At 44.8% G+C, this 23,468-nt stretch carries 21 protein-coding genes, 1 pseudogene and 1 riboswitch; of the genes and pseudogenes, 5 read left to right on the forward strand and 17 right to left on the reverse strand.

The window, feature by feature from the left end; all coding sequences use genetic code 11:
• Positions 1-131 precede the first annotated feature (131 nt).
• The 4 genes from IAE55_RS32780 (at position 132) to IAE55_RS32795 (ending at position 5,706) form a co-directional block, all read left to right on the forward strand.
• Positions 132-1,214, forward strand: coding sequence for an AI-2E family transporter (locus IAE55_RS32780; RefSeq protein WP_313960344.1), 1,083 nt, complete (start codon positions 132-134; stop codon positions 1,212-1,214).
• Positions 1,215-1,396: 182 nt separating this feature from the next.
• Positions 1,397-3,643: an EAL domain-containing protein gene (locus tag IAE55_RS32785; RefSeq protein WP_200634905.1), complete on the forward strand. Its 2,247-nt coding sequence runs from the start codon at positions 1,397-1,399 to the stop codon at positions 3,641-3,643.
• A 4-nt stretch (positions 3,644-3,647) separates the two neighbouring features.
• Positions 3,648-5,294: a thiamine pyrophosphate-binding protein gene (locus IAE55_RS32790; RefSeq protein ID WP_200634906.1), complete on the forward strand. Its 1,647-nt coding sequence runs from the start codon at positions 3,648-3,650 to the stop codon at positions 5,292-5,294.
• A 19-nt stretch (positions 5,295-5,313) separates the two neighbouring features.
• On the forward strand, positions 5,314-5,706 hold the full coding sequence (locus tag IAE55_RS32795; protein ID WP_076169017.1) for a carboxymuconolactone decarboxylase family protein: 393 nt from the start codon (positions 5,314-5,316) through the stop codon (positions 5,704-5,706).
• 128 nt (positions 5,707-5,834) lie between these two features.
• Here the strand turns inward: IAE55_RS32795 and IAE55_RS32800 are convergent, their stop codons facing one another.
• The 10 genes from IAE55_RS32800 to IAE55_RS32845 form a co-directional block, all read right to left on the reverse strand.
• Positions 5,835-6,074, reverse strand: a complete 240-nt coding sequence (locus tag IAE55_RS32800; RefSeq protein ID WP_145156490.1) for a glutaredoxin family protein — start codon at positions 6,072-6,074, stop codon at positions 5,835-5,837.
• 23 nt (positions 6,075-6,097) lie between these two features.
• Positions 6,098-6,304: a heavy-metal-associated domain-containing protein gene (locus IAE55_RS32805; RefSeq protein ID WP_200634907.1), complete on the reverse strand. Its 207-nt coding sequence runs from the start codon at positions 6,302-6,304 to the stop codon at positions 6,098-6,100.
• A gap of 52 nt (positions 6,305-6,356) precedes the next feature.
• On the reverse strand, positions 6,357-8,792 hold the full coding sequence (locus tag IAE55_RS32810) for a heavy metal translocating P-type ATPase (RefSeq protein ID WP_200634908.1): 2,436 nt from the start codon (positions 8,790-8,792) through the stop codon (positions 6,357-6,359).
• Positions 8,793-9,040: 248 nt separating this feature from the next.
• Positions 9,041-9,391, reverse strand: coding sequence for a metal-sensitive transcriptional regulator (locus IAE55_RS32815; RefSeq protein WP_145157455.1), 351 nt, complete (start codon positions 9,389-9,391; stop codon positions 9,041-9,043).
• Positions 9,392-9,600: 209 nt separating this feature from the next.
• Entirely contained in the window at positions 9,601-11,046 is a 1,446-nt protein-coding gene (locus IAE55_RS32820) for an MFS transporter (protein WP_200634909.1), read from the reverse strand.
• Positions 11,047-11,276: 230 nt separating this feature from the next.
• Positions 11,277-12,356 carry a sensor histidine kinase gene (locus IAE55_RS32825; protein WP_200634910.1) on the reverse strand — a complete coding sequence of 360 codons (1,080 nt, stop codon included), beginning with the start codon at positions 12,354-12,356 and terminating at the stop codon, positions 11,277-11,279.
• On the reverse strand, positions 12,353-13,045 hold the full coding sequence (locus IAE55_RS32830) for a response regulator transcription factor (RefSeq protein WP_105443915.1): 693 nt from the start codon (positions 13,043-13,045) through the stop codon (positions 12,353-12,355). Before IAE55_RS32830 ends, IAE55_RS32825 begins: the two co-directional genes overlap by 4 nt.
• Before the next feature lie 109 nt (positions 13,046-13,154).
• Positions 13,155-13,532: a hypothetical protein gene (locus IAE55_RS32835; protein ID WP_200634911.1), complete on the reverse strand. Its 378-nt coding sequence runs from the start codon at positions 13,530-13,532 to the stop codon at positions 13,155-13,157.
• A 26-nt stretch (positions 13,533-13,558) separates the two neighbouring features.
• Entirely contained in the window at positions 13,559-14,179 is a 621-nt protein-coding gene (locus IAE55_RS32840; protein ID WP_145156484.1) for a nitrite reductase, read from the reverse strand.
• 83 nt (positions 14,180-14,262) lie between these two features.
• Complete coding sequence (locus tag IAE55_RS32845; protein ID WP_076169045.1) at positions 14,263-14,463, reverse strand: copper ion binding protein; 201 nt, start codon at positions 14,461-14,463, stop codon at positions 14,263-14,265.
• A 243-nt stretch (positions 14,464-14,706) separates the two neighbouring features.
• On the opposite strand from IAE55_RS32845, the gene IAE55_RS32850 reads away from it, so the two are divergent.
• Positions 14,707-16,230 (forward strand): multicopper oxidase family protein, encoded by a 1,524-nt coding sequence (locus IAE55_RS32850; protein ID WP_200634912.1) that lies wholly within the window; start codon positions 14,707-14,709, stop codon positions 16,228-16,230.
• A gap of 70 nt (positions 16,231-16,300) precedes the next feature.
• Here IAE55_RS32850 and IAE55_RS32855 read toward each other — a convergent pair whose 3' ends face one another.
• The 7 genes and pseudogenes from IAE55_RS32855 to IAE55_RS34060 all read right to left on the reverse strand — a co-directional run.
• Complete coding sequence (locus tag IAE55_RS32855) at positions 16,301-16,771, reverse strand: C40 family peptidase (protein ID WP_200634913.1); 471 nt, start codon at positions 16,769-16,771, stop codon at positions 16,301-16,303.
• 4 nt (positions 16,772-16,775) lie between these two features.
• Positions 16,776-16,907, reverse strand: a riboswitch (cyclic di-AMP (ydaO/yuaA leader).
• 480 nt (positions 16,908-17,387) lie between these two features.
• Complete coding sequence (locus IAE55_RS32860; protein WP_325168710.1) at positions 17,388-17,924, reverse strand: YdhK family protein; 537 nt, start codon at positions 17,922-17,924, stop codon at positions 17,388-17,390.
• A 445-nt stretch (positions 17,925-18,369) separates the two neighbouring features.
• The gene (locus tag IAE55_RS32865; protein WP_200634914.1) at positions 18,370-19,101 is read right to left on the reverse strand and encodes a class I SAM-dependent methyltransferase; all 732 of its coding nucleotides are present in this window, start codon (positions 19,099-19,101) and stop codon (positions 18,370-18,372) included.
• A 20-nt stretch (positions 19,102-19,121) separates the two neighbouring features.
• The gene (locus IAE55_RS32870; RefSeq protein WP_200634915.1) at positions 19,122-19,964 is read right to left on the reverse strand and encodes a hypothetical protein; all 843 of its coding nucleotides are present in this window, start codon (positions 19,962-19,964) and stop codon (positions 19,122-19,124) included.
• A gap of 16 nt (positions 19,965-19,980) precedes the next feature.
• On the reverse strand, positions 19,981-21,564 hold the full coding sequence (locus tag IAE55_RS32875) for a glycosyltransferase (RefSeq protein ID WP_200634916.1): 1,584 nt from the start codon (positions 21,562-21,564) through the stop codon (positions 19,981-19,983).
• On the reverse strand, positions 21,557-22,669 hold the full coding sequence (locus IAE55_RS32880; RefSeq protein WP_200634918.1) for a glycosyltransferase family 2 protein: 1,113 nt from the start codon (positions 22,667-22,669) through the stop codon (positions 21,557-21,559). The genes IAE55_RS32875 and IAE55_RS32880 overlap by 8 nt, the downstream gene beginning before the upstream one ends.
• Positions 22,670-23,057: 388 nt before the next feature.
• Positions 23,058-23,468: pseudogene (locus IAE55_RS34060) on the reverse strand (hypothetical protein); the annotation flags it as partial.

The following is a 23,468-nucleotide window of genomic DNA, read 5'->3' on the forward strand; positions in this document are numbered from 1 at the left end:
AAACGCCAACCTAAACAAGACGTAAAACCCAGAGTATGCATCTTTAAAAATAGGTAGGAAACAGACCGAACGCAGGATGCCCGATTAACGCATCAAGCCGGGGAGTTTTATACAAAATGGAGGGGAATCATTTGTTCACCACAAACAAAGCATTGCGCTTTGGCATGCTTATCGTATTACTGTTTTTGATTATTTTCTTAGGTTCCAAAGTAAGTTTCGTATTTCGTCCGATCATTGCATTAATCGAGGTAGTGGCCATCCCGCTGCTTCTATCCGTATTTTTTTACTATTTGCTCAGGCCGCTGGTGAAGTTAATGGAAAAGTATAGAGTTAACCGGACCTTGGCCATTTTGATTATTTATGTCATTTTCGCGCTTGCCATCGTTTGGTTCATTACTAGCAAATGGCCAGTGCTATACGGACAGTTCATAAGCTTTTTAGATAATGTCCCAAGTCTCTTGAGTTCCGTAGGGGAACAGATCAATGAGCTTGAGAAGAACGGATTCCTCGCTTCCTTATTTCCGGCCAATGAAAGCAATGGACTCTCTTCAATCACCAATTACTTAAACAAAGGCTTTTCTTTCATGTCGAACTATTTAGGCGGTTTGTTTTCGTTTGTGTCTAATTTTACGATTATCCTGTTCACCTTCCCCATCCTCCTGTTTTTCATGTTAAAAGAAGGAGAGAAGTTCGGAAATATACTTGTGCGCGCAACGCCAACTCGTTATCAAAACGATTCCCGTGAGATTGTCACAGGCATCGACCATATGTTAAGCGGATTTATCGTGGGAAGAGTGATCGTCAATCTTTCGTTAGGTGTCTTAATGTATATCGGCTTCCTGATTATTGGCTTACCCTATGCTTTCTTGCTTACGGTCATATCCGTCATTGCAAACTTTATCCCGTTTGTCGGTGCCATCCTGTCTGCGATTCCGATTGTCATCGTAGGGCTGACGCAATCGCCGGGCACGGCTATATGGTCGCTTGTCATCATACTGGTCGCTCAGCAAGTTCAAGATAACTTGATCGCTCCCTATGTATTCGGTAAAAAGCTGGATATTCACCCTCTTACAACCGTAATCCTTGTCCTGGCTGCCGGCAATATCGGGGGAATCATCGCGATGATTGTTATCATTCCCGTTTATATGATGCTGAAAATCATTGCCGTTCGCGTATTCTCTCTATTTTTCAAAGAGAAATGGATGAAACTGTAACATCAACCCAGTGATCTCAGTGGGGCTTCTTTTTTGTTTGCTTTAATCACCCAGAATCTAACAGAAAATAAATTGAAAAAAACTTTGAGCCCCGTCATAATGAAAAAAGAACCGGTAAATTTCAGCTACATATCATTCAAGTAAATTTATTGCATTTTTCTCGGTAAAGTAGGGGGATTGATTTGACGAAGTTATCCTTAATCTCGGAGTCTAAAAAGAGATGTGAAAAGCTAGGTATTGATCCACAGGGGATTCCCTCCTTTACTAACTTTTTATCAGAAAGCGATTTGAATCTAAAACGGGCAGAATACGAGGAAATATTGTCCGTCATTGATTTCTTTGTTCATAAGTTGTTGGAGCTCATGAAAGGACTCCCGCTGCTCATCCTGATTACCGATGAGAACGGCTGCATACTGGAAATGGCCGGGGATGAAGCGATCAAGACTGTGATTCAGCAATCGGGCATTAAAGTTGGCCTCGTGTTCAATGAACACGAAGCGGGAACCAACAGCATTAATTTGGTTTTGGATCATCGTGAGCCGATTCAACTTGTCGGGGACGAGCATTATTATGAATTTTTATGGTCCTCCGCCTGTTATACCGTACCCTTTCAATATACAGATATCTCCAATTTGCTCGGAACCATTACGATCATGACGACGATCGACCAGCACAACCCCTTTTTACTGGCGATGCTATGCACGGTTGTCGATTCGATCGAAAGAGAACTGCTATTGAAGAAGCAAAACAGACGATTGCACATACTGAATCAGGTGGTCATCGAAACGACAAGAAACGGCATTATTATTACGGATCGGGATGGAAACATTACGGAGTTCAACAAGTTTGCTGAAATTTTAACCGGTGCCAAAAAGCAGGATGTCATCAATAAACCTATTCCGAATGCCAAAACAAACGACTTCATTAAAGAGGTCCTTCAAACGGGGAAAGAGTATGAAGATATGGAATTCATGCTGCGTCCTAAGATGGGACAAGACGAGCGGGTCTGCCTGTTTGACGCCTTCCCTATTCGTGATGAGAATATGCAGATCATGGGCGCATTCGCACAGTTTCGGGACATCACGGAGCGTTATCATACGCAAAAGCAAATCAATTATTTAGCCTATCATGACGATTTAACCGGTTTGCCGAATCGAAGGTTTTTCACCGGGCATATTGGTGAATTGCTGAGACAAGGGGGGAAAGAAAACCGTATCTTTGCCGTCATGTTTCTCGATCTGGACAGTTTCAAGAAGATTAACGATACGCTGGGTCATAACAACGGCGACGTGCTGTTGCAGATGGTTGCCGAGCGTCTGAAAGCTTGCTGTCATGCTTCGGACCAACTGGTATCCAGAATGGGCGGGGATGAATTCACGATCCTCTTGGAAGAGATTACGGATCAGACGGAAGCCATTCAGGTTGCGGAAGAGATTATTAGAGCATTTGAGAAACCATTTGCAGTGGACGGCTATGAGTTATATATAACAGCCAGCATCGGTATTGCCTTCTATCCTCAAGATGGCAGGGATGTCGAGATGCTGATGAAGAACGCCGACATTGCCCTTTACCAGATGAAAGACGATGGGAAGAACAACTATAACATTTTCAAATCTATCCCGAGCGGCGGCGGTATTGAACGGCTTACGCTGGAGAATTCGATCCGTAAAGCGCTGCAGCTAGAGGAATTCGTGTTATATTACCAGCCCCAGATCGATTCAAAGACAGGGGAAATCATCGGTACCGAGGCGCTTGTTCGCTGGAATCACCCGACTCTTGGCTTGATCCCCCCGGCTAAGTTCATCCCGATCGCCGAAGAAACAGGACTTATTGTTCCCCTCGGAAAATGGGTGCTCAAAACCGCCTGCCTTCAGCATCAAAAGTGGAAGGAAAAAGGGTTTACCCCGATGCGCGTGTCGGTGAATCTCTCTTCTCGCCAATTTTCAAAGCATGATTTGGTAGAGACCATCAAAGAGATTTTACTCGAAACCCACATCGATCCCTCCTATCTGGAGCTCGAAATCACAGAGTCGATGACGATGAATGTTGAAGTTGCAATCGAGATACTCGGAAAGCTGAAGGAACTAGGTATACTGATCTGCATCGACGACTTTGGGACAGGTTACAGCAATCTCTCCTATCTGAAACAGTTTGCGATTGACCGGCTGAAGATTGATCAATCCTTCGTCAGGGATATCATGACGGATTCGAATGACGCGGACATTGTAGCTACGGTAATCGCGATGGCCCATAAGCTTGGAATCGATGTGATCGCAGAAGGTGTAGAAACGAAGGATCAGTTGAATTTCCTGCGCAGTCAGAACTGCCATGAAGTACAAGGTTTTTATTATTACCCACCTATACCAGCAGAACAAATCGAACAGTTGTTGATGCAAACGACGACCATAAAAACCAATTTGCAGGGGTGATAAGATGAAACAAAGAGTGTATACAATATTAGTCGAGCATTTTAAAAAATGGGGAATTACCCACGTGTTCGGCATTCCCGGAAAGTCCATCTCTCCGCTGATGCTGGAACTCGAAAACTATGATATTCAATATGTGCTGGGTCGTCACGAAGCTGGCTGTGGGTTTGAAGCGTCAGGTTATGCCCTGGCAGCAAAAACGATGGGGATCGCGATTGGCACTTCCGGGCCGGGAGGAACAAACCTCATTACAGCCGCAGCGCAGGCCAAAGAATTTCAGCTTCCTGTATTGTTCATTACCGGACAGCCTTCGATGCAAGAGACTGGGCGCGCTTTAAGCCAGGATTCAAGCCAGTTTGGGGCAGATTTGGTTAAAATGTTCGAACCTGTCACCTTGTTCAGTGCTCGCATCGAACGGGGGGACACTCTCTATCTCTACCTTAAACATGCCTTGGAAAAAGCCTACACCGGTGAAAAGGGACCCGTTCATCTGTGCATCCCATTTGATGTGCTGATGGAGGAAGTGGAGACGTTCTACCTGCCATTGCCGGACCATATTTCACCCGTTGTATCTCCCGACATTGATAAGGCCATATCGTTGCTGGATGAGGCCAAGAAACCTGTCCTCTTCGTGGGCAAAGGGGCCGTCATGTCGGATACCTATGACCAATTGCAGACGATTGCAGAACATTGGGGAATTCCTGTAATGACCACCCCTGGCGGGAAAGGCGCTTTTCCTACCAATCATCCCTTATACTTGGGCGGGTATGGCCTCGGCGGTTCCAAGTTTGCAACCGATTATTTGAAATCCGGCGTTGATCTGATGATCGTCGTCGGCAGCAAATTGTGCGACATGTCTTTGTCCGGATTTACGGCCGATATGGAGCCGGACAAGGTCTTGCAATTTGAGTATGACCTTACGTTCGCAGGCAAAACCATTCAGGCGCCGACGCAATTGATCCTTGGCGATATCCACTCCAACTTGACTCAACTCATTTTGCGGAGCGGGGCAACGTCCAAAGAGCATGAGATGCTGACACCGCGGGCACAAGCGGCAGCTGCGTCCTCCCAAATGGAATCCACCATGTTGTCAGCGGGGGCGGCGTTCAGGAGCTTGCGGGCCGTGCTTCCGAAAGAGGCGGTACTCTTCGGAGATGCAGGGAGTCACTCCTTTCATGCCGTACAGCATTTCGAAATCATCGAGCCCGGGACGTTCTTTTTCGATGAGGTGTTCATCGCGATGGGAGCGGCGATCGGCTATTCGATCGGAGCGAAAATAGCTATGCAAGATCGCCCTGTCGTCTGTGTGACCGGCGACGGCTGCATCATGATGCACGGCACCGAAATATCAACAGCAGTGAACCACGGGATTCCGGTTATCTTCTTTGTGCTGAATAACGGTCGCTTAGATATGGTGGAAAAGGGAATGTCCTATAACACGGGACGCTCCGTCGGTGCTGTCTATGAGCGGCCGCTGGATATTAGCTTGTTTGCCCAATCCATGGGCGCAACGGCATTTCGCTGTGAGAATGAAACCGACATCAAGCTGGCGGTCCAGTCAGCTTTGCAGTCGAATACGGCAACGGTCATCGAGGTCATGGTCGACCCGCAAGAAATCCCGCCGATCCTCACCAGACTGCTTAGCTTAGATTAAAACTTACGGAGGACGTAATATGGAATCGAATCGGTATGATAAAGGAATAGAAGTGTTACAACGGATGGTCAGTGAAGAAACGCTGAACGCAACGGTTAAAAAAATGGAGAAATTCAGTCCTGACATGGCCAAGCTGATTGTCGAGTTCCCTTATGGCTCGCTGTATTCCCGTCCAGGTCTGGATTTAAAGCAGCGGAGCCTGCTTACGATAGGGGCTATGATTGCTTCAGGAGCGGCCGCTCAACTCGATTTCCATATTCAAGGGGCTCTGAATGCCGGGCTTACGCCCAATGAGATTGTAGAGGCCGTCATGCACTGTGTATCTTATGCGGGCTTTCCCAAGACGCTGGATGCCATGTTTGTAGTCATGAAAGTGTTTGATGAACAGGGAATTACATACGAAGAAGCATGACACTTAGCTGTCATGCTTTTTTTCTATGCACAAGGATTGAACTTGTTCCAGATAACGCGACCTCAACGTAAAGGGCTCTAACTTGAAATTCTACAAGTTAGAGCCCTTTTGAACCCTCCAAATCCTATTCATGCCAGTAATGTACTTATTTCTTTGAAATTTTCTGCAAACCCAATGAACACTTTATCTTCAATAAGGATGGTCGGAACAATTTGTTTACCCGTAAGATTTTTAACTTCTACTGCATATTCAGGGTTTTCTTCGCAGTTATATTCTATATAAGGAACGTTCTGCTCTTTGAAGTATCGCTTCGCATGATTGCAATCACTGCAGGTGGGAATCGTGTAGATTTTTACGTTTGCCGACATGCCCTCACATCCTTTTCCCAATATTAATTAGCGACCTCATACCCTTTACTCCGGATAACATCCTTAATGTCTCCAAGGGTAAATTTTGATTCGTCGTACTTGACTTCAACTGTGCCTTCATCAAAATGAACCTTTCCCTCCACACCGATGGAATTCAATGTTCCTTCAATTTTACGAATGCATGAACGGCAGCTCATTCCATTTACTTTGACGTTTGCATCTTGCATCATATTCACCTCCTTTCGCTTGCTGTTGGCTATCTTATCATTTCTGCTGCAATCGTTAGCTGCGTACTTTTACACGCTGCAGCCGAAGTGCGTTCAGTACAACGGATACGGAGCTCAGAGCCATCGCTGCTCCTGCTACCCAAGGTGCCAGCAGACCGATGGCTGCAATCGGAATGCCTAGAGTGTTATAACCAAGCGCCCAGAATAAATTCTGGCGAATATTACTCATCGTTTTACGGCTCATATAGATGGCGTCCGGGATACTCGTCAGATCGCCACGCATCAAGGTCACGTCGGCCGCCTCCATGGCAACATCCGTTCCTGTCCCAATAGCCATTCCAATATCGGCTGTGGCTAATGCCGGAGCATCGTTAATGCCATCACCCACCATGGCTACGGTTTTTCCTTGGGCCTGCAGGGCTTTAACTTCTTCCGCTTTCCCCTCAGGCAACACTTCTGCACGTACATGATCAATGCCAACCTGGGCAGCGATCGCTTTGGCTGTACGCTCATTATCACCCGTGATCATGATCACCTGAATGCCCATTCCTTTTAAGCGTTGGACAGCTTCTTTAGAAGTCTCTTTAATGGTATCCGCCACTGCAACCATACCGGCATATTGCTTATCTATCGCTACAAGCATTGCTGTTTTTCCCGTTTCTTCGAGTCTGGACATCGTTTCGTAGGCATGAATAGCATCTACATCGTACTTTTCCATCAATCTTCTAGTACCGATCAGCAGTTCTTTTCCTTCGACGACAGCCTGAATTCCGTAGCCTGGAATGGCTTCAAAAGCTTCTGTTCCAGGAAGGGAAATATTGCGTTCCTGAATGCCGGTCACAATTGCTTCGGCCAAAGGGTGTTCCGAATTTTTCTCCGCAGCGCCGACGAATCTAAGGAAGTCTCCTTCGTCCATCTCTGTAAGCACATCCGTAAGTTCAGGTTTACCTTTCGTTACCGTTCCTGTTTTATCCAGGATTATGGCGTCAATCTTATGAGTCTGTTCAAGGTGTTCTCCGCCTTTGAACAAGATCCCGAGCTCTGCAGCACGACCTGACCCGGCCATAATCGATGTTGGAGTTGCCAACCCCAGCGCACATGGGCAGGCAATAACCAGGATGGCGATTGCTTTTTCCAAGGCCTCTGCAAACTCGCCAGGTGTGACCAAGAAATACCAGACCAGGAAAGCGACCACCGCAATACCTACCACAATGGGAACAAAGATACCGGAGATCACGTCTGCCACCCGCTGAATCGGGGCTTTGGAACCCTGGGCTTCTTCAACCACTTTAATAATCTGCGCCAGCGCAGTCTCCTTGCCGACTTTGGTTGCTTTAATACGGAGCATGCCATTTTTGTTGATGGTCGCTCCAATGACGGCATCACCGGCGGTCTTCTCAACGGGTAAGCTTTCGCCGGTTAACATGGATTCATCCACGGAGGATGTTCCTTCCAGCACCACACCATCAACCGGAACCTTGTCTCCGGGCCGCACAAGAACCATATCCCCGACAATCACTTCATCGACCGGAATCGTAATTTCCTGACCATCGCGTACAACCAGTGCCGTCTTCGCCTGGAGTCCCATCAGGGACTTGATGGCTTCGGAAGTCTTGCCCTTGGCCAGCGATTCGAACAGCTTACCCATGATGACTAAAGTGATCAGGATCGCACTTGTTTCATAGTAAAGTGATGGACCGTGGTGGGCGTTCGCTCCTGCAGTGAACCAGTCAATCGTCAGGTACAGACTGTAGAAATAAGCAGCTGAAGTCCCTAGCGATACCAACACGTCCATATTGGCGCTTCCGTTTCGGAGTGCCTTATAGGCCCCCACATAGAACTGTTTTCCGACATAAAATTGAACCGGTGTTGCTAAAATGAGCTGAAACCACGGGTTCATCAAAATTTCTGGCATGTAGATCCACGAGGTGAACGAAAAGTGTGCCACCATACTCCACAGCAACGGAAGGGACAAGATTGCCGATAAAAGCAGCAATCGTTTCTGATGCTTAATTTCTTGTTTCCGGTGGTCGACCGTTTTCTTGTTCTCTTGCTTCGTTACCGCTTTATAACCGAGCTGCTTGACTTTATTCTGCATATCAGAAACGGTAATATCAGCTGGCGAATACTCAACTCTTGCCGTTTCCATCGCAAAGTTGACGGATGCGTTGGTAACCCCGGGAAGTTTGCTCAAGCCTTTTTCAATACGGTTAGCACACGCAGCACAGGTCATTCCTTCGAGGTTAAAATCAATGACTTCTTTCGCCGTATCATACCCAAGTTTTTTTATCGTTTCCTCCAACTTATCGACGCCTACCTTACCTGGATCATACGTTACACTTGCTTTTTCCAAGGCAAAGTTCACGTTGGCTGAAGAAACACCTTCCAGTTTATTCAGTCCTTTTTCAATACGATTGGCGCATGCAGCACAAGTCATTCCTGTAATTTGCAGCGTCGTCTGTTTGCTCTCTTTTCCGGCTACGGCTTCCATGGTCATCACTCCTAGAGGATAATGGCAAATGCATTCTCACAGTTTTAAAACTTGCATGATATTACTGTTTTTCATGGATTGTTATATTAAGGCGTTTATTTTGCTTTCCAACAACTTCCTTGTATTTAGTATACCCTCCTACCCTATAATTAGTCAACACTTTTCTGAAATTTTTTTGTGTACCCCAGTACCCTATATAATGATCCAAAATAAAAAGCAGCGTGATAATCGCTGCCTTTTAAAGGTCTTTATTTCATTAATTTATTCATAGTCTTCAATAGCTCATCCAACACCTCAGTGTCACCTTCTTGGATCCGATCGATAACACAGCTCTTCATGTGATGCTCAAGTAAAAGCTTACCTACCCCATTTAAAGCCGATTGCACCGAAGCAATCTGGTTTAGAACATCATCGCAGTAAGTGTCTTTTTCGATCAATCCTTTGATCCCTCGAATCTGCCCCTCTATTCGGTTCAACCTGGATATCATATTGTTTTTTTCTTTTTCGGAATGATGGCTCTTTCGACCCGGTTCCTCACTTGAGCAGCACCCTGCATTTTCTGCTATAGTACTTTCTACCGTTTCCAGTTCAACACTCATCGTCCCTGCCTCCATTCCTTTATAAAGATCATTATAGACATATGGGTTTACTCCATACATCATGGCATGATGAATCCCTTTCATCAATATATACCCCCCACCCCTATAAAGTCAAGTTGGTAACACCCATTAAGTCTCTGCCGGTAAATCACCTAAAATTAGCCGGAGTCAAAAAACTTCAGCCACAAGGTGACTGAAGTTAAAATAGATTACATCGATTTAGAGATGTCGGAGCCAACCTTTTTTGGTGAACGAATGAAGATCAATGCCAATAAAGCGCCAATAAATGCAACGATGCCCGACCATAAGAATGCAGCTTGAAATCCACTGTTCAGAGCTACCATTGGATCGCCACCTGCTTGTGCCGAAGTCGTTGTTGCAGCAATGGCAACCATAATCGCCAAGCTGATCGCTGAACCAATCTGGTAGCTTGTATTGGCAAGCCCTGATGCAAGCCCTGCTTCTTCAGGCTTAGCTCCGTTCATGGCAGACATCATGGAAGGAATATAAGCCAGTGACATCCCGAGCGCACCTAAAAGTGAAGCCGGCAGCACATTCGCTAAGAAGGTTCCGTCTACAGGCGTGTTCGTGGAGAACAGGATCATCGAACCTCCTAAGGCAGTCAAACCGATCACGATATTCGCTTTTACGCCAATCTTGGCGATGAGCTTGCCCGTTATCGCAATCATGAAAATGGCGATGACAATGGTCATCGGCAGCAAAGCAACACCTCCGGTAAAAGCTGAAAATTTCAAAACCTGCTGCATGTATAGATTGAGGAAGTACCAAAGCGGAATCCATCCTCCTGATAACATTAACAGTGCGATATTACCTGCTGCTAGATTAGGTGCCTTAAAAATTCGAAGAGGTACAAGGGGTTCCTTTTTGACCGCCTGAACAATGAGGAAGAGGATAAATAGAGCTAAACCTAAGATCAGTGTCCATATCGTCGTAGGTGCTCCCCATCCGTTATGTTCTGCGGTGACAATCCCATACACAATTAAAACTAATGCAACTGTAACAAATACGGATCCTACGATATCAATGCTGCCTTTTCTGCGTGCTCCTTTTGCTAAAAGCCCGGGAGACAATATCAGGGCAAGAATTCCGACAGGGACGTTGATCAGAAATGTCCATTCCCAGCTTAGCCATTCGGTAATGACACCGCCAAGAAACACCCCCGCGGAACCACCTGCAGCAGCGGATGCCCCCCAGAATCCCAAAGCCTTTCCTAATTCCTTGGGATTTCCGCTAAATAACATCATAACGATCGTTAACGCGGATGGTGCAATGAGTGCAGACCCAAAGCCTTGGAGCGCTCGGCCAATGTTGAGTACGTTGTCGTTCCATGCTAGCCCTGCAAGTAACGAGGCTGCAGTTAGAATAAGAAACCCCCACATGAACATGCGTTTTTGTCCAAACAGATCAGACAACCGGCCCCCCAGCAATAGAAAGCCGCCAAAGAAAATAACATATGCGTTAAACACCCACTGTAAGCTTTCTTGGGAATATCCCAGCGCTTCTTTAATAGCGGGCAAAGCTACTCCGATAATTGATGTATCCATAATCACCATAAAATTCGCAAGGCATAACAATGCGAGTGCCATCCAGCGCCTCGGATCAGCCTGGGAAAGACCTTGAGACTGAGTTGTCATTTCTATAATCCTCCTTAAGAGAGATAAAACCGGTCCTTCATCCCTTTCACGCTCGTGACGGCCGTCAGTGAACGAGGTGATCAATACCATAAATTCCCGGCTTCGATGTCAATATAGTATAGCCCCCTACCCTATATTGTCAAGCGGTTTATTTTTTCTTTAACCAATGAATATAGGAACAGCAAAAAACGCCCCGGTAGGAGCGTCATGAATTGCAGTCATTATAAGCCTCACCTTTGTATCGGTAACTGTACGTAAAATTGTGCACCATGATCACTTTCAGCCCATATCTGCCCACCGTGGCGCTCTACCAACGTTTTGGTAATGGTTAATCCAAGCCCACCGCCCCCCATTTTACGGCTGCGTGATTTATCTACCCGATAAAAACGCTCAAAGATATGCGGAAGATCCGCTGATGGAATTCCTATGCCATTATCTGAGACGGTAATTTGGACCACACCTAATTGGACGGTACCATTGACTTCAACGCTACCGCCTTCAGGTGTATATTTCAATGCATTAGATAACAGGTTTGTCCAGATTTGAATAAGCCGGCTTTCATCGGCAATTACGCAAACATTGGGTATATCTTTTTTCTCCAGGTTAACTCCCTTTTGTTGAAATGAAGGACGCATGAGGTCCATGACTTGATCAATGGACTTCTTTAAAGAGACTTGCTCAAGCATGAATTGAAAATCGATGGAATTAACGATTTGAAGCTCTTCCAAATCATGAACCAGCTGAATCAAACGATGGATTTCTTCACGGCTGGACTGGATCCGTTCCGGAGTAGGCTCCCATATTCCGTCTTGAATAGCAGCGAGGTAACTATTCAATGTGGTTAAAGGTGTCCGCAACTCATGGGCAATATTTTCGGTCATAGCGATTCTCAATTTTTCTTGCTGCTCCAGTTGTTCAGCTAAGTGATTGATGGAAGCGGCCAACTCCTCCAGCTCATCTTTGGGCAAACTCTTCAACGGGAGACGGACATCCCGTTTTCCTCGGGCCATGATTAATGTAAGATTTTTCATGCTGATTAATGGCGACGAAATCCGTTTGGCGATATACACACTTAACACAAATGAGATGATTAAAGCTCCCCCAATCGTTAAGCCTATGGATTGGATAATCGCTTGCTCCAAGTGAGAATTCAGTGAATCAGCTGAATGTTGCGCTTCGGACATTTCGCGTCCATACATTTGAAAATGGTAGTGGGTTGCATTGATCATAGCAATCGAAGCGATCACCAAAATAAAGCCGGTATATAAAATCAGAACCGTGCTTAAGCGAAAAGATAATGTACGTTTCATAAACTCCCCCCGTTAAAGCGGTACCCTGCTCCAAAAACAGTCCGGATAAATAAGGGGTTCTTCGGGTCCTCCTCCATTTTTTGACGCAAATTTTTGACATGCTGATCAATAATACGCGAGTCTCCATCAAATTCAAACCCCATAACGAGTTCAATCAATTCTTCCCGAGAGAACGTTCGCTCCGAGTTTCTCGCCATAACTAAAAGCAATTTATATTCAGATGGGGTTAAACTAATGGGTTTATGTTGAACGAAGACCTGTTTGGCATGGCTATCAATAATCAGACGTCCTTCGCCATATTCTAATCGATCGGCCAGAAGTTCTTGCTGATTGGTTCGCCTTAGTACAGTGCGAATTCTGGCTATGAGTTCTTGAGGATCGAACGGCTTCACCATATAATCGTCTGCCCCAACAGACAACCCATGAATACGATGCGAAATGGACGATTTAGCTGTGAGCATAATAATTGGTGTGGGATAAGCTGTTCGGATTTTCCGGCATAAATCCTCTCCGTTCATGTCGGGAAGCATAAGATCCAGCAAAACCAAATCAAAAGGTTGATTGGCTAATTCATTCCAAGCACTCTCCCCTGTGGCCGCTTCGTGCCCTTCAAACCCTTCCTTTTTTAAATAAGCGATGATGACTTCCCTGATTTTCTCCTCGTCTTCAACAACTAAAATTCTACGCATGAGTTCCCTCCAAACGTATAGGCGGATTCTTTTTCATACACCTCAACTTCCGTTCTCCTCTGCACGACTATATAATCAAACAGGTCATTTCTCACCACGAAATGACCTGTTATACTTCTTTCCGATATGACTGGGGGCGCTTTAAAAGCAAAAACAACAACAAAATAAGCAAGGCGGAGACGACTAAACGAATTTTATTATTACCCCAAAAAAGTATATCATGTGCTATCAATGTTTCGATCGCAACCGAAGGCATTTTCCCGATCAGGGAGGCTATGCAGAAGATATAAAAAGGGACCGAAGTTGCGGCTGCCAAAAAGGTAACCAGTCCAGAGGGGACAATCAAGATCACATTCACCCCGGATAAAAAAATAGACGGGATGACGCCTAAAATACTAATGATCACACTTAAGACAAAACTAAATAAAATCCCCCAGACTCCTAAAGCCTGAAGCCATCCAATGATTTGGAATTCATCAATCGACAATATCACACCACCAATTAGATCTTCCTTTATGAGACACGAAGTTTCAGCTGCTCGATTGTAATTCTTTTTACGAATTTCCCGAATTTTTCTTTTCCCTTGGCTTCAGCTTTATAATAGTCGATCAATTTCAGGACTAAAGGGATGACCTCTTCTTCCGATAAACCGGAAAGCAACAACTGAGCAAATGTAGCTTTGATTCCCTTAGAATCACCACCAACATAAATATCAAATCGATTCTTCATTTTGACGACAGCAATGTCTTTTATTAAGGGCTCACTTGTCCCGAGCGCACAACCGGCGTAGCCTATCTTTAACGGCGTTGGAGTCAAAATTCCTGATATAGCTTGATTTAATCGCTGTGCAAAATCTAATCCCGCCTCTTCAGGCCCCCTGCAAAAGTTACAGGCAATAAGACTTTTGGTAGCAAACCCCGACGGGTTTACTTCGAGTCCAACAAGCTTTAAGCGCTCCGTAACCTCAGCCTGAATAGGCGCAGGTATTTCAACGTAGAGTTGTTTAAATGGCGTCATTTCGATTTTTTGGTCCGGACCAATGAGCTTGCTGATTTCAAGTAGTTGTTCAGCAGTAAATAAACTTCCGCCGACTTGAACCGGCGGGGATACCGCGATCATGATTTTTTCCTCCATGCTGTTTCCTCCACAAACGGTTCTTAACATAGTTAGAGGCACCAAGGTATTCTTGGCACCTCTATTTATCACTTCAAGGTTACTTAAACAACATCATAACCCTGGTCTTCGATGGTCTCTTTAATTTTGCTTTCCGTAAGTTTGGTCTCATCGAATTGAACTTCAACAGAGGCATTGGACAAGTTAACCTTCCCCCCTGCCCCTATTTGCTTAAGAGCTCCTTCAATGGAATTCACGCAGTGTTGACAGCTCATTCCGTTTACGTTTAAAGTAATGGTTTTCAATTTCGACTCCTCCTTTCGATTTGTTATTAGTATACCCCCCTATAGTATGATATTCAAGCCTAAAGTTATACTACCCAAGGAGAGCTGTAGATCCTCGGCCTCTTTTGCGTAATAAGATCAGATGGTTTTCCATATTGGGTTAACCAATACCCGTTATGTTTCATCCATCTTCATCATTTCTTTACATGTTTATTTTATGATGAATGAGGCTTACATCAAAAGAATTAGAAAGGGGTTCTTCAAATGAAAGCAGCGATAATAAGAACAATAATCCTCGCTAGCTCGGTGGCCATTTCTGCTGCTGGCTGCTCGAAAGTAAGCAATATGAACGGAATGGATCATTCAAAAATGAATATGGGTTCAAACTCTACTTCCAACTCCAGTGAATCCGCTGCATCCGTTAAATTGACAACAGCAACACCTGTTGTGAATGGTAAAGAATTCACCATAACCGCACAGGAAAGTAATCTCGAAGTGAAAAAGGGGAAAACCATTCCCGTATGGACATTTAATAACTCGGTTCCCGGTCCACAAGTCCGGGTAAAGGTTGGGGATACGGTCAAAATAAACTTGAAAAATCAACTTAAGCAGCCTGTCTCCATCCATTGGCACGGCTATCCGGTTCCCAACAATATGGACGGAATTCCAGGAGTCACACAAGATGCCGTCGAACCCGGAAAGACCTTCACCTATGAATTTAAAGCCACCATACCGGGAACTTATTGGTACCATTCACATCAAGACAGTGTGAATCAAGTGGACAAAGGCTTGTATGGTTCTCTTGTTGTCGAAGACCCCCAAGATACCGCTGACCGCGATTACACCCTTGTGCTCGATGAATGGATGAGTTCTGGAGATATGAACATGGATAACGGTGGAATGAATATGGCAGGACATGATATGAGTATGTATGACCTTTATACGATCAATGGAAAAACAGGTGATGCGATCGATAAGCTTACCGTTAAAGAGGGTGAAAAAGTAAAACTTCGGTTGATTAACGCCGGCTACATCACTCACCGGATGCATTTACACGGTCATTCCTTTAAGGTTGTTTCATCCGACGGGCAGCCCGTGAATGACCCGGCTGTGATCAAGGATCAATTAGTCTCGATTGCTCCCGGAGAACGATATGATATTGAATTTACCGCAGATCATCCCGGAACCTGGTTGCTTGAAGAACATGCTAAGGATAATCGAGCACAAAATATGAGAGCCATTATTCAATACGAAGGTTCCAATTCGAAGCCCGACCCTTCCAATGCCTCCGAAGAACTTCCCGATTTTGATCTGGAGAAGTACGGAACCATGTCTGCGTCCGCATTTTCATTGGATCAAAGCTTTGAAGAAGACGTGACGATGAATCTAAATACCGAGATGAGAAATGGAGAAATGGTTTACACGATCAATGGAAAGGTTTTTCCGGAGACGGATACAATCAAAGTAAATAGAGGAAATAAGGTAAAGGTGACCTTTGTAAATCAATCCAAAATGGACGATCACCCGATGCACCTGCACGGCCATTTCTTCCAAGTCTTGAGCAAGAATGGCAAAACAGTTCAAGGATCTCCGATCATGAAAGACACGCTGAACGTCAAACCTGGCGAAACGTATGAAGTTGCCTTTGAAGCTGACAACCCCGGTGAATGGATGTTCCATTGCCACGATTTGCACCACGCGTCCGCTGGTATGGTAACTGATGTGATGTATGATGATTATCAAAATAATTATACGCCTGATCCCAATGTGAACAACGTCCCTGAATAAACAACAAAACGCACCGGCTGACTTCAGCCGGTGCTTTCATTTTTGATTTAGGTGGCTTATCCCGACTAGATCAAATTTCACTGATCAGTTTCAGGTAACTTTGTTGACTCACGACGCGGCGTGCTGTAACATACCGATTTTTATAATATGAATCCGATAATTTGCTAATGGTAACGCCTTTACTGCTTGAAGAGTGTGCAAACTCATTATTGCCGATATAAATACCCGCGTGAGATATTCCCGTACCGTCCGTATTAAAGAATACCAGGTCTCCTGCTCTAAGGTTTTCACGATCTACTGGAGTTCCGACTTGAGCCTGTGTTTTAGATGTGCGGGGTAAATCTAAATTGAATTTATCGAATATGTATAAAATAAAACCGGAACAGTCAAAACCAGCCACTGATGTGCCGCCCCACTGATAAGGAGTGCCTACGACCTTATCCACCTCACTTTCGAGTTTAACGGAACTGGCAAAGGAACTGGTTGCACTTGCTGAAAAAACAATGGCCGCACCTAACATTGACAAAATTACTTTCTTCACTATGTAGTTCTCCTTCCGATGCCTACGGAGTTAGCTAAGGGTTCGGTAGAAGGTTCCCTCTATTCTTCAATGAGAATATTTCACCCAAAAATGGTTCCCCCGTTTTCAGTATCAAGAAATTCGGCAATAATGATTAAAAAAATGTAACCCTACATAATGTAGTATATAACTAGATTTTTTGTCAATGCCTAATTGATAGATTCCCATTAACCGTAACTTTTTTTACTGATATTTGTTGGATTTTATGGAAGTTTCAACGAAACTGAGTAGGAGTTTGTCGATTTCAATATCCCGATATCGAGGTGCTTATCTTGGTAACGGAACATTTACGCAAGAACAAATAACAATTTTGTAAAGAATTAATCCAAGTAACAGAAAAACCAAGGCAAATAATCATATAGACGCCAAACAAAAAAACCGATCTGGCAATGCCAGATCGGTTAGAGGTATTTACCGTCAGGACACAGTCGAACCATGATCTTCATTGAGCTTGTCGATAACACGTCATAACGCTGCCCATGTCCAATATTTACAGTATCCGTCATATAACGTGCAAAAGGAGAAAGGAATTCACCGTCTTGTGCCACGCAACATCACTCACTTGCTAAAAAATACTCTATTTAGAAAGCTCACTTTCGACTACCCATTGATGATTCTTAACGGGGTTTCCTCCTGTAGTTGGCGTGTAGTCAACCATATACACCGTTGTTTTTTCAGCAGAATCAATAGCGCCTTCTGCGCCCTTCATACCTTCCATGTGATCAGCCTCTATGGTCACCTTAGTCCCAGGTTGCAAGGGCTCACTACCCGCATCCTTTATTTCCTCCTGGATAATCCACTTGTGATTCGGGACGGGTTTACCTCCAGTGGTTGGAGTATACGTTACAGCATAAGCCACTGTGTCGTAGGCACCGACCACTTTAGCCTTGGCTCCATCCATGCCTTCCATATGCTTGGTGTGGATCACAACCTCATCTCCAACTTTATATATGGGATTTTGAGCTTCTTTTAACCCTGCAGGAACCTCACCAGAACCAGAATGATTCATGCTGCCCATGTCCATGTTCGTATTATTGTTTGCATTATCCTTGTTTCCACACGCACTTAGCACCAGGATTGCTGCAAGGCTAATAAAAATGAATACTTTTTTCACAGTTTGTCACACACCTTTGCATATTTTTATTTGGATTGAATCCTCAGTTCCCAAACATTCTACCCAAAACTTATGAAGAACTTGTGAAGGTTTCCCGACCCACTCTCAAATCTAGCTGCAAGCTTAAATGAAAAGAATAGACCTATTCCATTTATCAGACAAAAATATGTAGATTTTAAGCCCGTCCAATCCTATGATTGTAACCAGGTATATACTTTAATATCTCAATCAAGCCATCGTTAGCGTACCTTCCGTTGTCTCCGTATTTCCGACACGTACGGGTCCGGAAAGCTTCAATGCCGAGGCCTACTCGAACCCACCTATTATGTAAGTAAAAATTAAACCGGAAAGCATTAGCTTTCCGGTTTATCTATTCTTAAAACTAATATGAATAAGAACCTGTTAACCCTCTTTTGTAAAGGATCTATCTAATGTTTCGGCCAAATTATCCCGCTGCGATCCCTTTACTAACGAGTAAATACCCGGGAAAGAGACTCTTATCTGCATCCGGAAGTCCCTCATACCATTCCAAAATCAAGTTTTTTATGACATGTGATGACGGAATAAAATCAAGAAAATCTAAACTGTTTACAAATCCAATATCCCTCTCATCAAGAAACGTGATTCCGCTGTGAGCAAATTCATCTTTTAATGTGAGGACAGGCTGCTCAACACCATACATCCATGTTCCCTGTCTTTCGGCAAAAGCCTTTCCAATACGATATGGCAAACATTTCGAGTAAGGAGTCATGATGACAATAGTGCCTCCCGGCTTTGTAACCCTCGCCATTTCTTTAAGGATGGTTACTTTTTCATCGAATGTGAAATGTTCAAGAACCCCTGCATTCCAAGTAAGGTCATATTGGTTATTAAGGGCATGCATCCTTCGAATATCAGATAGGACGAAACTCCCTTCACAATTCGCTTGCCGGAAAGCCGTTCGGCTATTTTCTAAGGCCTTTTCCGAATAATCAACCAAAGTCACATGAGCACCTTCCATCGCAAGATGTAAGGAGACTTTCCCCGTTCCCGATCCTGCCTCCAAAACTCTCTTGCCCTTTACCTCACCTACAGACTCACAAATCGTCTCAAAAATGGACTGACTTAATGAATCCCACTGATAGGATACCTCTCTAGACCAAAGTCGATCCCATACTGCCTTTTGCCCATCAGACATATCCCCACTCCTAGCCGTTATTATTGTAAAAACTTTTGAAGAAGATGATCAAAAGCAGCAGGATTTTGATGGATGTTCGACAAGCTCCTCAAGCCATGTGCTCCATATTGACGGATGAGCCCCTCCTCGTTTAAAGCAAACTCCATATGCTTATCGGGGAGCGTCATCCGCTGCGCCATCGTCGCGTGATAGACCCATGACTTCAAATAGCATTTGGGCCTCCAGTTATTTCGTGTCCCCAAATAATAGTAATAACCCAAGAGTAAACTGTCGTCTTCGTATCCTTGTTTTCCCCGCAAAAATTGGGTATCGTATCCCCCGATTTCCCGTAAAATCCTTGCCTTATGAACGACAGGATGAACAAATCCTTCACGAATTTCATCTCGTTGTAAATCCATTAAGAAGGGAATTAAATCCAGCGAGTTATCAGGTATCTCCGTCTCAATGCCTATCGGTTGTAATTCGCCGTACATCGTCACAATTCCAGGGGAGATCATGGGTTCATTGACCGATTCCCCCAAATATTCGATAAGGGGCACGTACCAATTGGGGGGAAACACCATATCGACATGGATTTCAGAAATGTACTCCACATTCCTATGATGCTTCCAAATGTATTCAAAACAAGTTTGTCTTGCCTCAGCAATACCTATGTTCTCTCCATGGCCAAGAATTACCGGGGATAAGCCACATTCAGATAGCAGCGCCCTCAAGTTTTCATTACTTAGACACCCTTGGTTATATAAAACAATATGCTGATCCTCCGATGATCGCAGGCTCTCGAAGCATGCTGTTGCCATACTTAAATCAGCGGGCAAATGTTCGCTGCGTATCAGTACAGGTAAGGTATGAATAATTTTCATTAATCCCCCTCCTCCCCTATTCGATCCATGGAATCAGGTTTGGATTCTGATCCAATATAGATAAATACTGCTCCATCCAACCATATTTCGCTTCCGGATCAAGCAGCATATACCTTTGGTATTTTTCAAGGCGGTATTCCGATCGAGCCCATCCGAAGTGTTTTAAGCGGAGATCAGATAAACGATGGGGTAGTTCAAATATATTTTCTGGGAACCGTCCACAATGCTGAGGGGTTTCCCTCCAATGGTATACAAAATCAGGGCGGTAACGGATCAAGAAAGGCCGGTAAGTAAAGTGTGATCTCCAAAGATGGTCCTCTCTGTAATGCGATTGATTCCAAAAGTCGTAGAGCCGAAAACAAAACACGTCGACTTCCCTTTGCTGTAACATGGCATGGACTTCCCCAGAAAAACGACTTTCGAATATTTCGTCTGCATCAAGATTCAAAACCCACTCAGGTTCGGCTTTTATGGTTTCCTCCCATTGCTGCTTTCGCAAATTCACCTCGTTATTAAACTTAGAGATGTCGTTCCTAACGATCCGAACGGGTATCCCTTGCAGCGTGTCAAGGCAAATATCTACCGTGTTATCTTCACTGCCGTCGTCGATAATCACGGCTTCGTCAATATATTTTCGGTGCTCTTCGAGTACTTGCCTTAAGTATCGATTCCCCTCGTTTTTAAGCACCATGGTCAACGTCAATTTGGCAGACCCTTGCTTTGCCACAGAACCATTACTTTTGTATGTGTCACTTGGGAGTATGCGCATATTCGATTGATCGATTTCGCCCCCACTCTCTCGTTTGAAGTTCTCAACCCCTTCTAGGTCGGATTCCCGATAAATGTGATACGCTGGAAAAAAAGTATCCACATATAACGGAACCCCCATCGCGGAGGCGCGAATACAGAAATGACGATCCTCTCCCCAAAAGGAAAGATTTTTAATAGGATTGAAGTTCACTCCAGCAACCATCGCTTGACGGCTGATCAGGGTACAGGCTCCTAGTCCCCCTACCTCATAAACTCCCGGCACCTTTAATTGAGTAATAAATTGTTCGTAGCGTTTGGCTATTTCCTCATCACTTAAATCCTCCCCCCTTTGCTGTTCCCACTGTGTATATTCGTCTCGGAGCCATACCTGGGGCTGAGGTGCAGCATTGAGCTGCCATGAGGTCCAAAAAATTTCCGACACAATATCCTTTCCCGAAGCTACCAGTTGTTCAACCGTTTTTGGATGCAGCAACAAATCTGAATCAACTAAAAACAAAAAGTCGTACTGTTCATCTATGGCATGTCGGATCATGGTATTCTTAAATTCGGCCACTTTCCAAATCAGACGCTCGTTCCAAAAATGCGTATTTTCGTTCCGGTAATATTCGTCTCTATGCTCGGATTTCTGCACCGTGACTGGAGCTGCCACCTGGGCAAATTCCTGAAGCATAGCACTGGATTGTTCGTCCTGGTTGTCGTCAATAAAAAAATATCCGAAATCCACATGGTCCTGTCTTAATCGACGCAGAGAAATTAAAAACTCACGTAATATGGCCGGTTTTTGATGGACAGGACTTCCGAGTAACACACGTTTTTTGTTCTCATTCATGAAAATCACCGCCGCCGACTTTTACCCCCTCAAACTTGCCTAAGACAGATTCCAAATAGCGTTTATTCTGGATGACTTTTGGGTCAGTCGGTCGATAGCTGCGGGCAATCTCATTATGATTGTAAGCAAGCCTGTATTCGCCAATCCGGTCGTAACATACGCAAAGCTGAAGGTGGGGGAGCCAAGTAGAGCATGCATGGTTAAAAAAGCCTAGGTTATCTCCTGGCAGTTCGTGTTGGGTGGCCAGCTTATACCAGAATATCGCTGTCCGAATATCGTCTTGTTGCAAAAAATGATATCCAATACGACAACAAAATTCAGGACGTGGGCTGCTATACCGAAAGGAGCGCAGTGAGGATTCTAACTCCTTTTCCCGATCACCGAGCTCGTGATAACAATCCGCTAACTTTCCGCAGGAAGAAATATTATCCTCAATCCACCCTTTCTCAGTGGCTAGAAATTTTTCGTAATAACAAATCGCTTGTTCGTACATCTGGTGATCAACGAGTTCATTTGCGAAGTAATATAAGTCCCTTGGAGAAAACACCTCGCCGCGGAGTAACCGTTTTTCGTATATGCTAAGATTCCTGTCGCTATCATGGTGGAGACTGCTGTGTGTGACGGCCACATCGCTATTTAAAATATTTCCCCACACTTCAAGGTACTCGTGGACAGCACCGATCCATTGGAACTTATTTTCCCTCTTTACGAGTCGATTACGTCGAACGCTCGAAGTCACATTTCCAAATTCATCGAAAGCCAAATGGTAATCCATTGTAACGGAATCAACGGCTGGATCGAGTATCCCTTTAAGATCCATAAGTTTCCTTGAATCGTCATCCTTTAACAAATCGTCCGCGTCCAGCCAAAAGATGTAATCTTTATTGGCGCAACTAAAGGCATAATTCCGGGCCGCGGCAAAATCATCAATCCATTCAAAGTCGTAAATTTGGTCCGTATATTGAAGTGCAATTTCTTTCGTGTTGTCCGTTGACCCTGTATCTACAATAATGATTTCGTCAACGATGTTCTGAACAGATTTCAAACAACGACCGAGTGTCTCCTCTTCGTTTTTTACGATCATACAAAGACTTATCGAAATCAAATTGCTCACCTCATTACAAATATATTCCGGAAGAAATGTCATGTGATCGTGCCTCTCTAATTGAACCAAGCATTTCAAACAATAAAAGCGGCTACCCTAAAATAGGATTAGCCGCCTTTTTATCTAAGGCTGTATTAAAGTTCCTGTAAGGGTAATTGCTCCAATCGCATTTGCTGTACCAATAGTAGTCAGTGCAGCTAATGAATACGAAACATTACCCGTTCCAGGGGTCAGATCAACGTGGTCAACACCTGTTGCTTCAAATGTGGCATTTCCAACGGCATGCTTACTAATGCTAAATATAATCGTTGCCCCACGGAGAATTTGTAATTGGATCGCTGTAGTGCCCGCGGTAGACTGCCAGCCTACGATGCCTGTTAACCAAATCCTACTTCCAGCTGGAACTCCGGTTATGGTAATGGTTTTTAATGTTGTGGCCGCGGCAGCTATCGGGATTGCAGAACTCCCCGTCGTATTTGGTGAATTCTCCGATACCTGAAACTGTTGGAAAGCCCCTGTCGGGCCGGTCGCTCCGGTGGCTCCCGTTGCTCCAGTCGCTCCAGTCGCTCCGGTAGCTCCAGTGGCTCCGGTGGCTCCCGTTGCTCCAGTTGCTCCAGTGACTCCTGTTGCTCCTGTTGCTCCAGTCGCTCCAGTGACTCCTGTTGCTCCTGTTGCTCCTGTTGCTCCAGTTGCTCCAGTCGCTCCGGCTGCTCCAGTTGATCCCGTTACCCCAGTTGCTCCCGTTACACCAGTTGCTCCAGTTGCTCCTGTTGCTCCAGTCGCTCCCGTTGCTCCGGTT

The organism is Paenibacillus sp. S28 (genome assembly GCF_016624415.1).
Lineage (GTDB): Bacteria > Bacillota > Bacilli > Paenibacillales > Paenibacillaceae > Paenibacillus_AQ > Paenibacillus_AQ favisporus.

What these genes read in the sequence shown, in the direction of transcription:
- IAE55_RS32840 (WP_145156484.1), bottom strand. Translation starts at nt 14,179, where the DNA reads ATGGAGGAAAAAATCATGATCGCGGTATCCCCGCCGGTTCAAGTCGGC.
- IAE55_RS32810 (WP_200634908.1), bottom strand. Translation starts at nt 8,792, where the DNA reads ATGGAAGCCGTAGCCGGAAAAGAGAGCAAACAGACGACGCTGCAAATT.
- IAE55_RS32800 (WP_145156490.1), bottom strand. Translation starts at nt 6,074, where the DNA reads ATGTCGGCAAACGTAAAAATCTACACGATTCCCACCTGCAGTGATTGC.
- IAE55_RS32825 (WP_200634910.1), bottom strand. Translation starts at nt 12,356, where the DNA reads ATGAAACGTACATTATCTTTTCGCTTAAGCACGGTTCTGATTTTATAT.
- IAE55_RS32795 (WP_076169017.1), top strand. Translation starts at nt 5,314, where the DNA reads ATGGAATCGAATCGGTATGATAAAGGAATAGAAGTGTTACAACGGATG.
- IAE55_RS32805 (WP_200634907.1), bottom strand. Translation starts at nt 6,304, where the DNA reads ATGATGCAAGATGCAAACGTCAAAGTAAATGGAATGAGCTGCCGTTCA.
- IAE55_RS32875 (WP_200634916.1), bottom strand. Translation starts at nt 21,564, where the DNA reads ATGAATGAGAACAAAAAACGTGTGTTACTCGGAAGTCCTGTCCATCAA.
- IAE55_RS32790 (WP_200634906.1), top strand. Translation starts at nt 3,648, where the DNA reads ATGAAACAAAGAGTGTATACAATATTAGTCGAGCATTTTAAAAAATGG.
- IAE55_RS32820 (WP_200634909.1), bottom strand. Translation starts at nt 11,046, where the DNA reads ATGACAACTCAGTCTCAAGGTCTTTCCCAGGCTGATCCGAGGCGCTGG.
- IAE55_RS32870 (WP_200634915.1), bottom strand. Translation starts at nt 19,964, where the DNA reads ATGAAAATTATTCATACCTTACCTGTACTGATACGCAGCGAACATTTG.
- IAE55_RS32830 (WP_105443915.1), bottom strand. Translation starts at nt 13,045, where the DNA reads ATGCGTAGAATTTTAGTTGTTGAAGACGAGGAGAAAATCAGGGAAGTC.
- IAE55_RS32865 (WP_200634914.1), bottom strand. Translation starts at nt 19,101, where the DNA reads ATGTCTGATGGGCAAAAGGCAGTATGGGATCGACTTTGGTCTAGAGAG.
- IAE55_RS32850 (WP_200634912.1), top strand. Translation starts at nt 14,707, where the DNA reads ATGAAAGCAGCGATAATAAGAACAATAATCCTCGCTAGCTCGGTGGCC.
- IAE55_RS32815 (WP_145157455.1), bottom strand. Translation starts at nt 9,391, where the DNA reads ATGAGTGTTGAACTGGAAACGGTAGAAAGTACTATAGCAGAAAATGCA.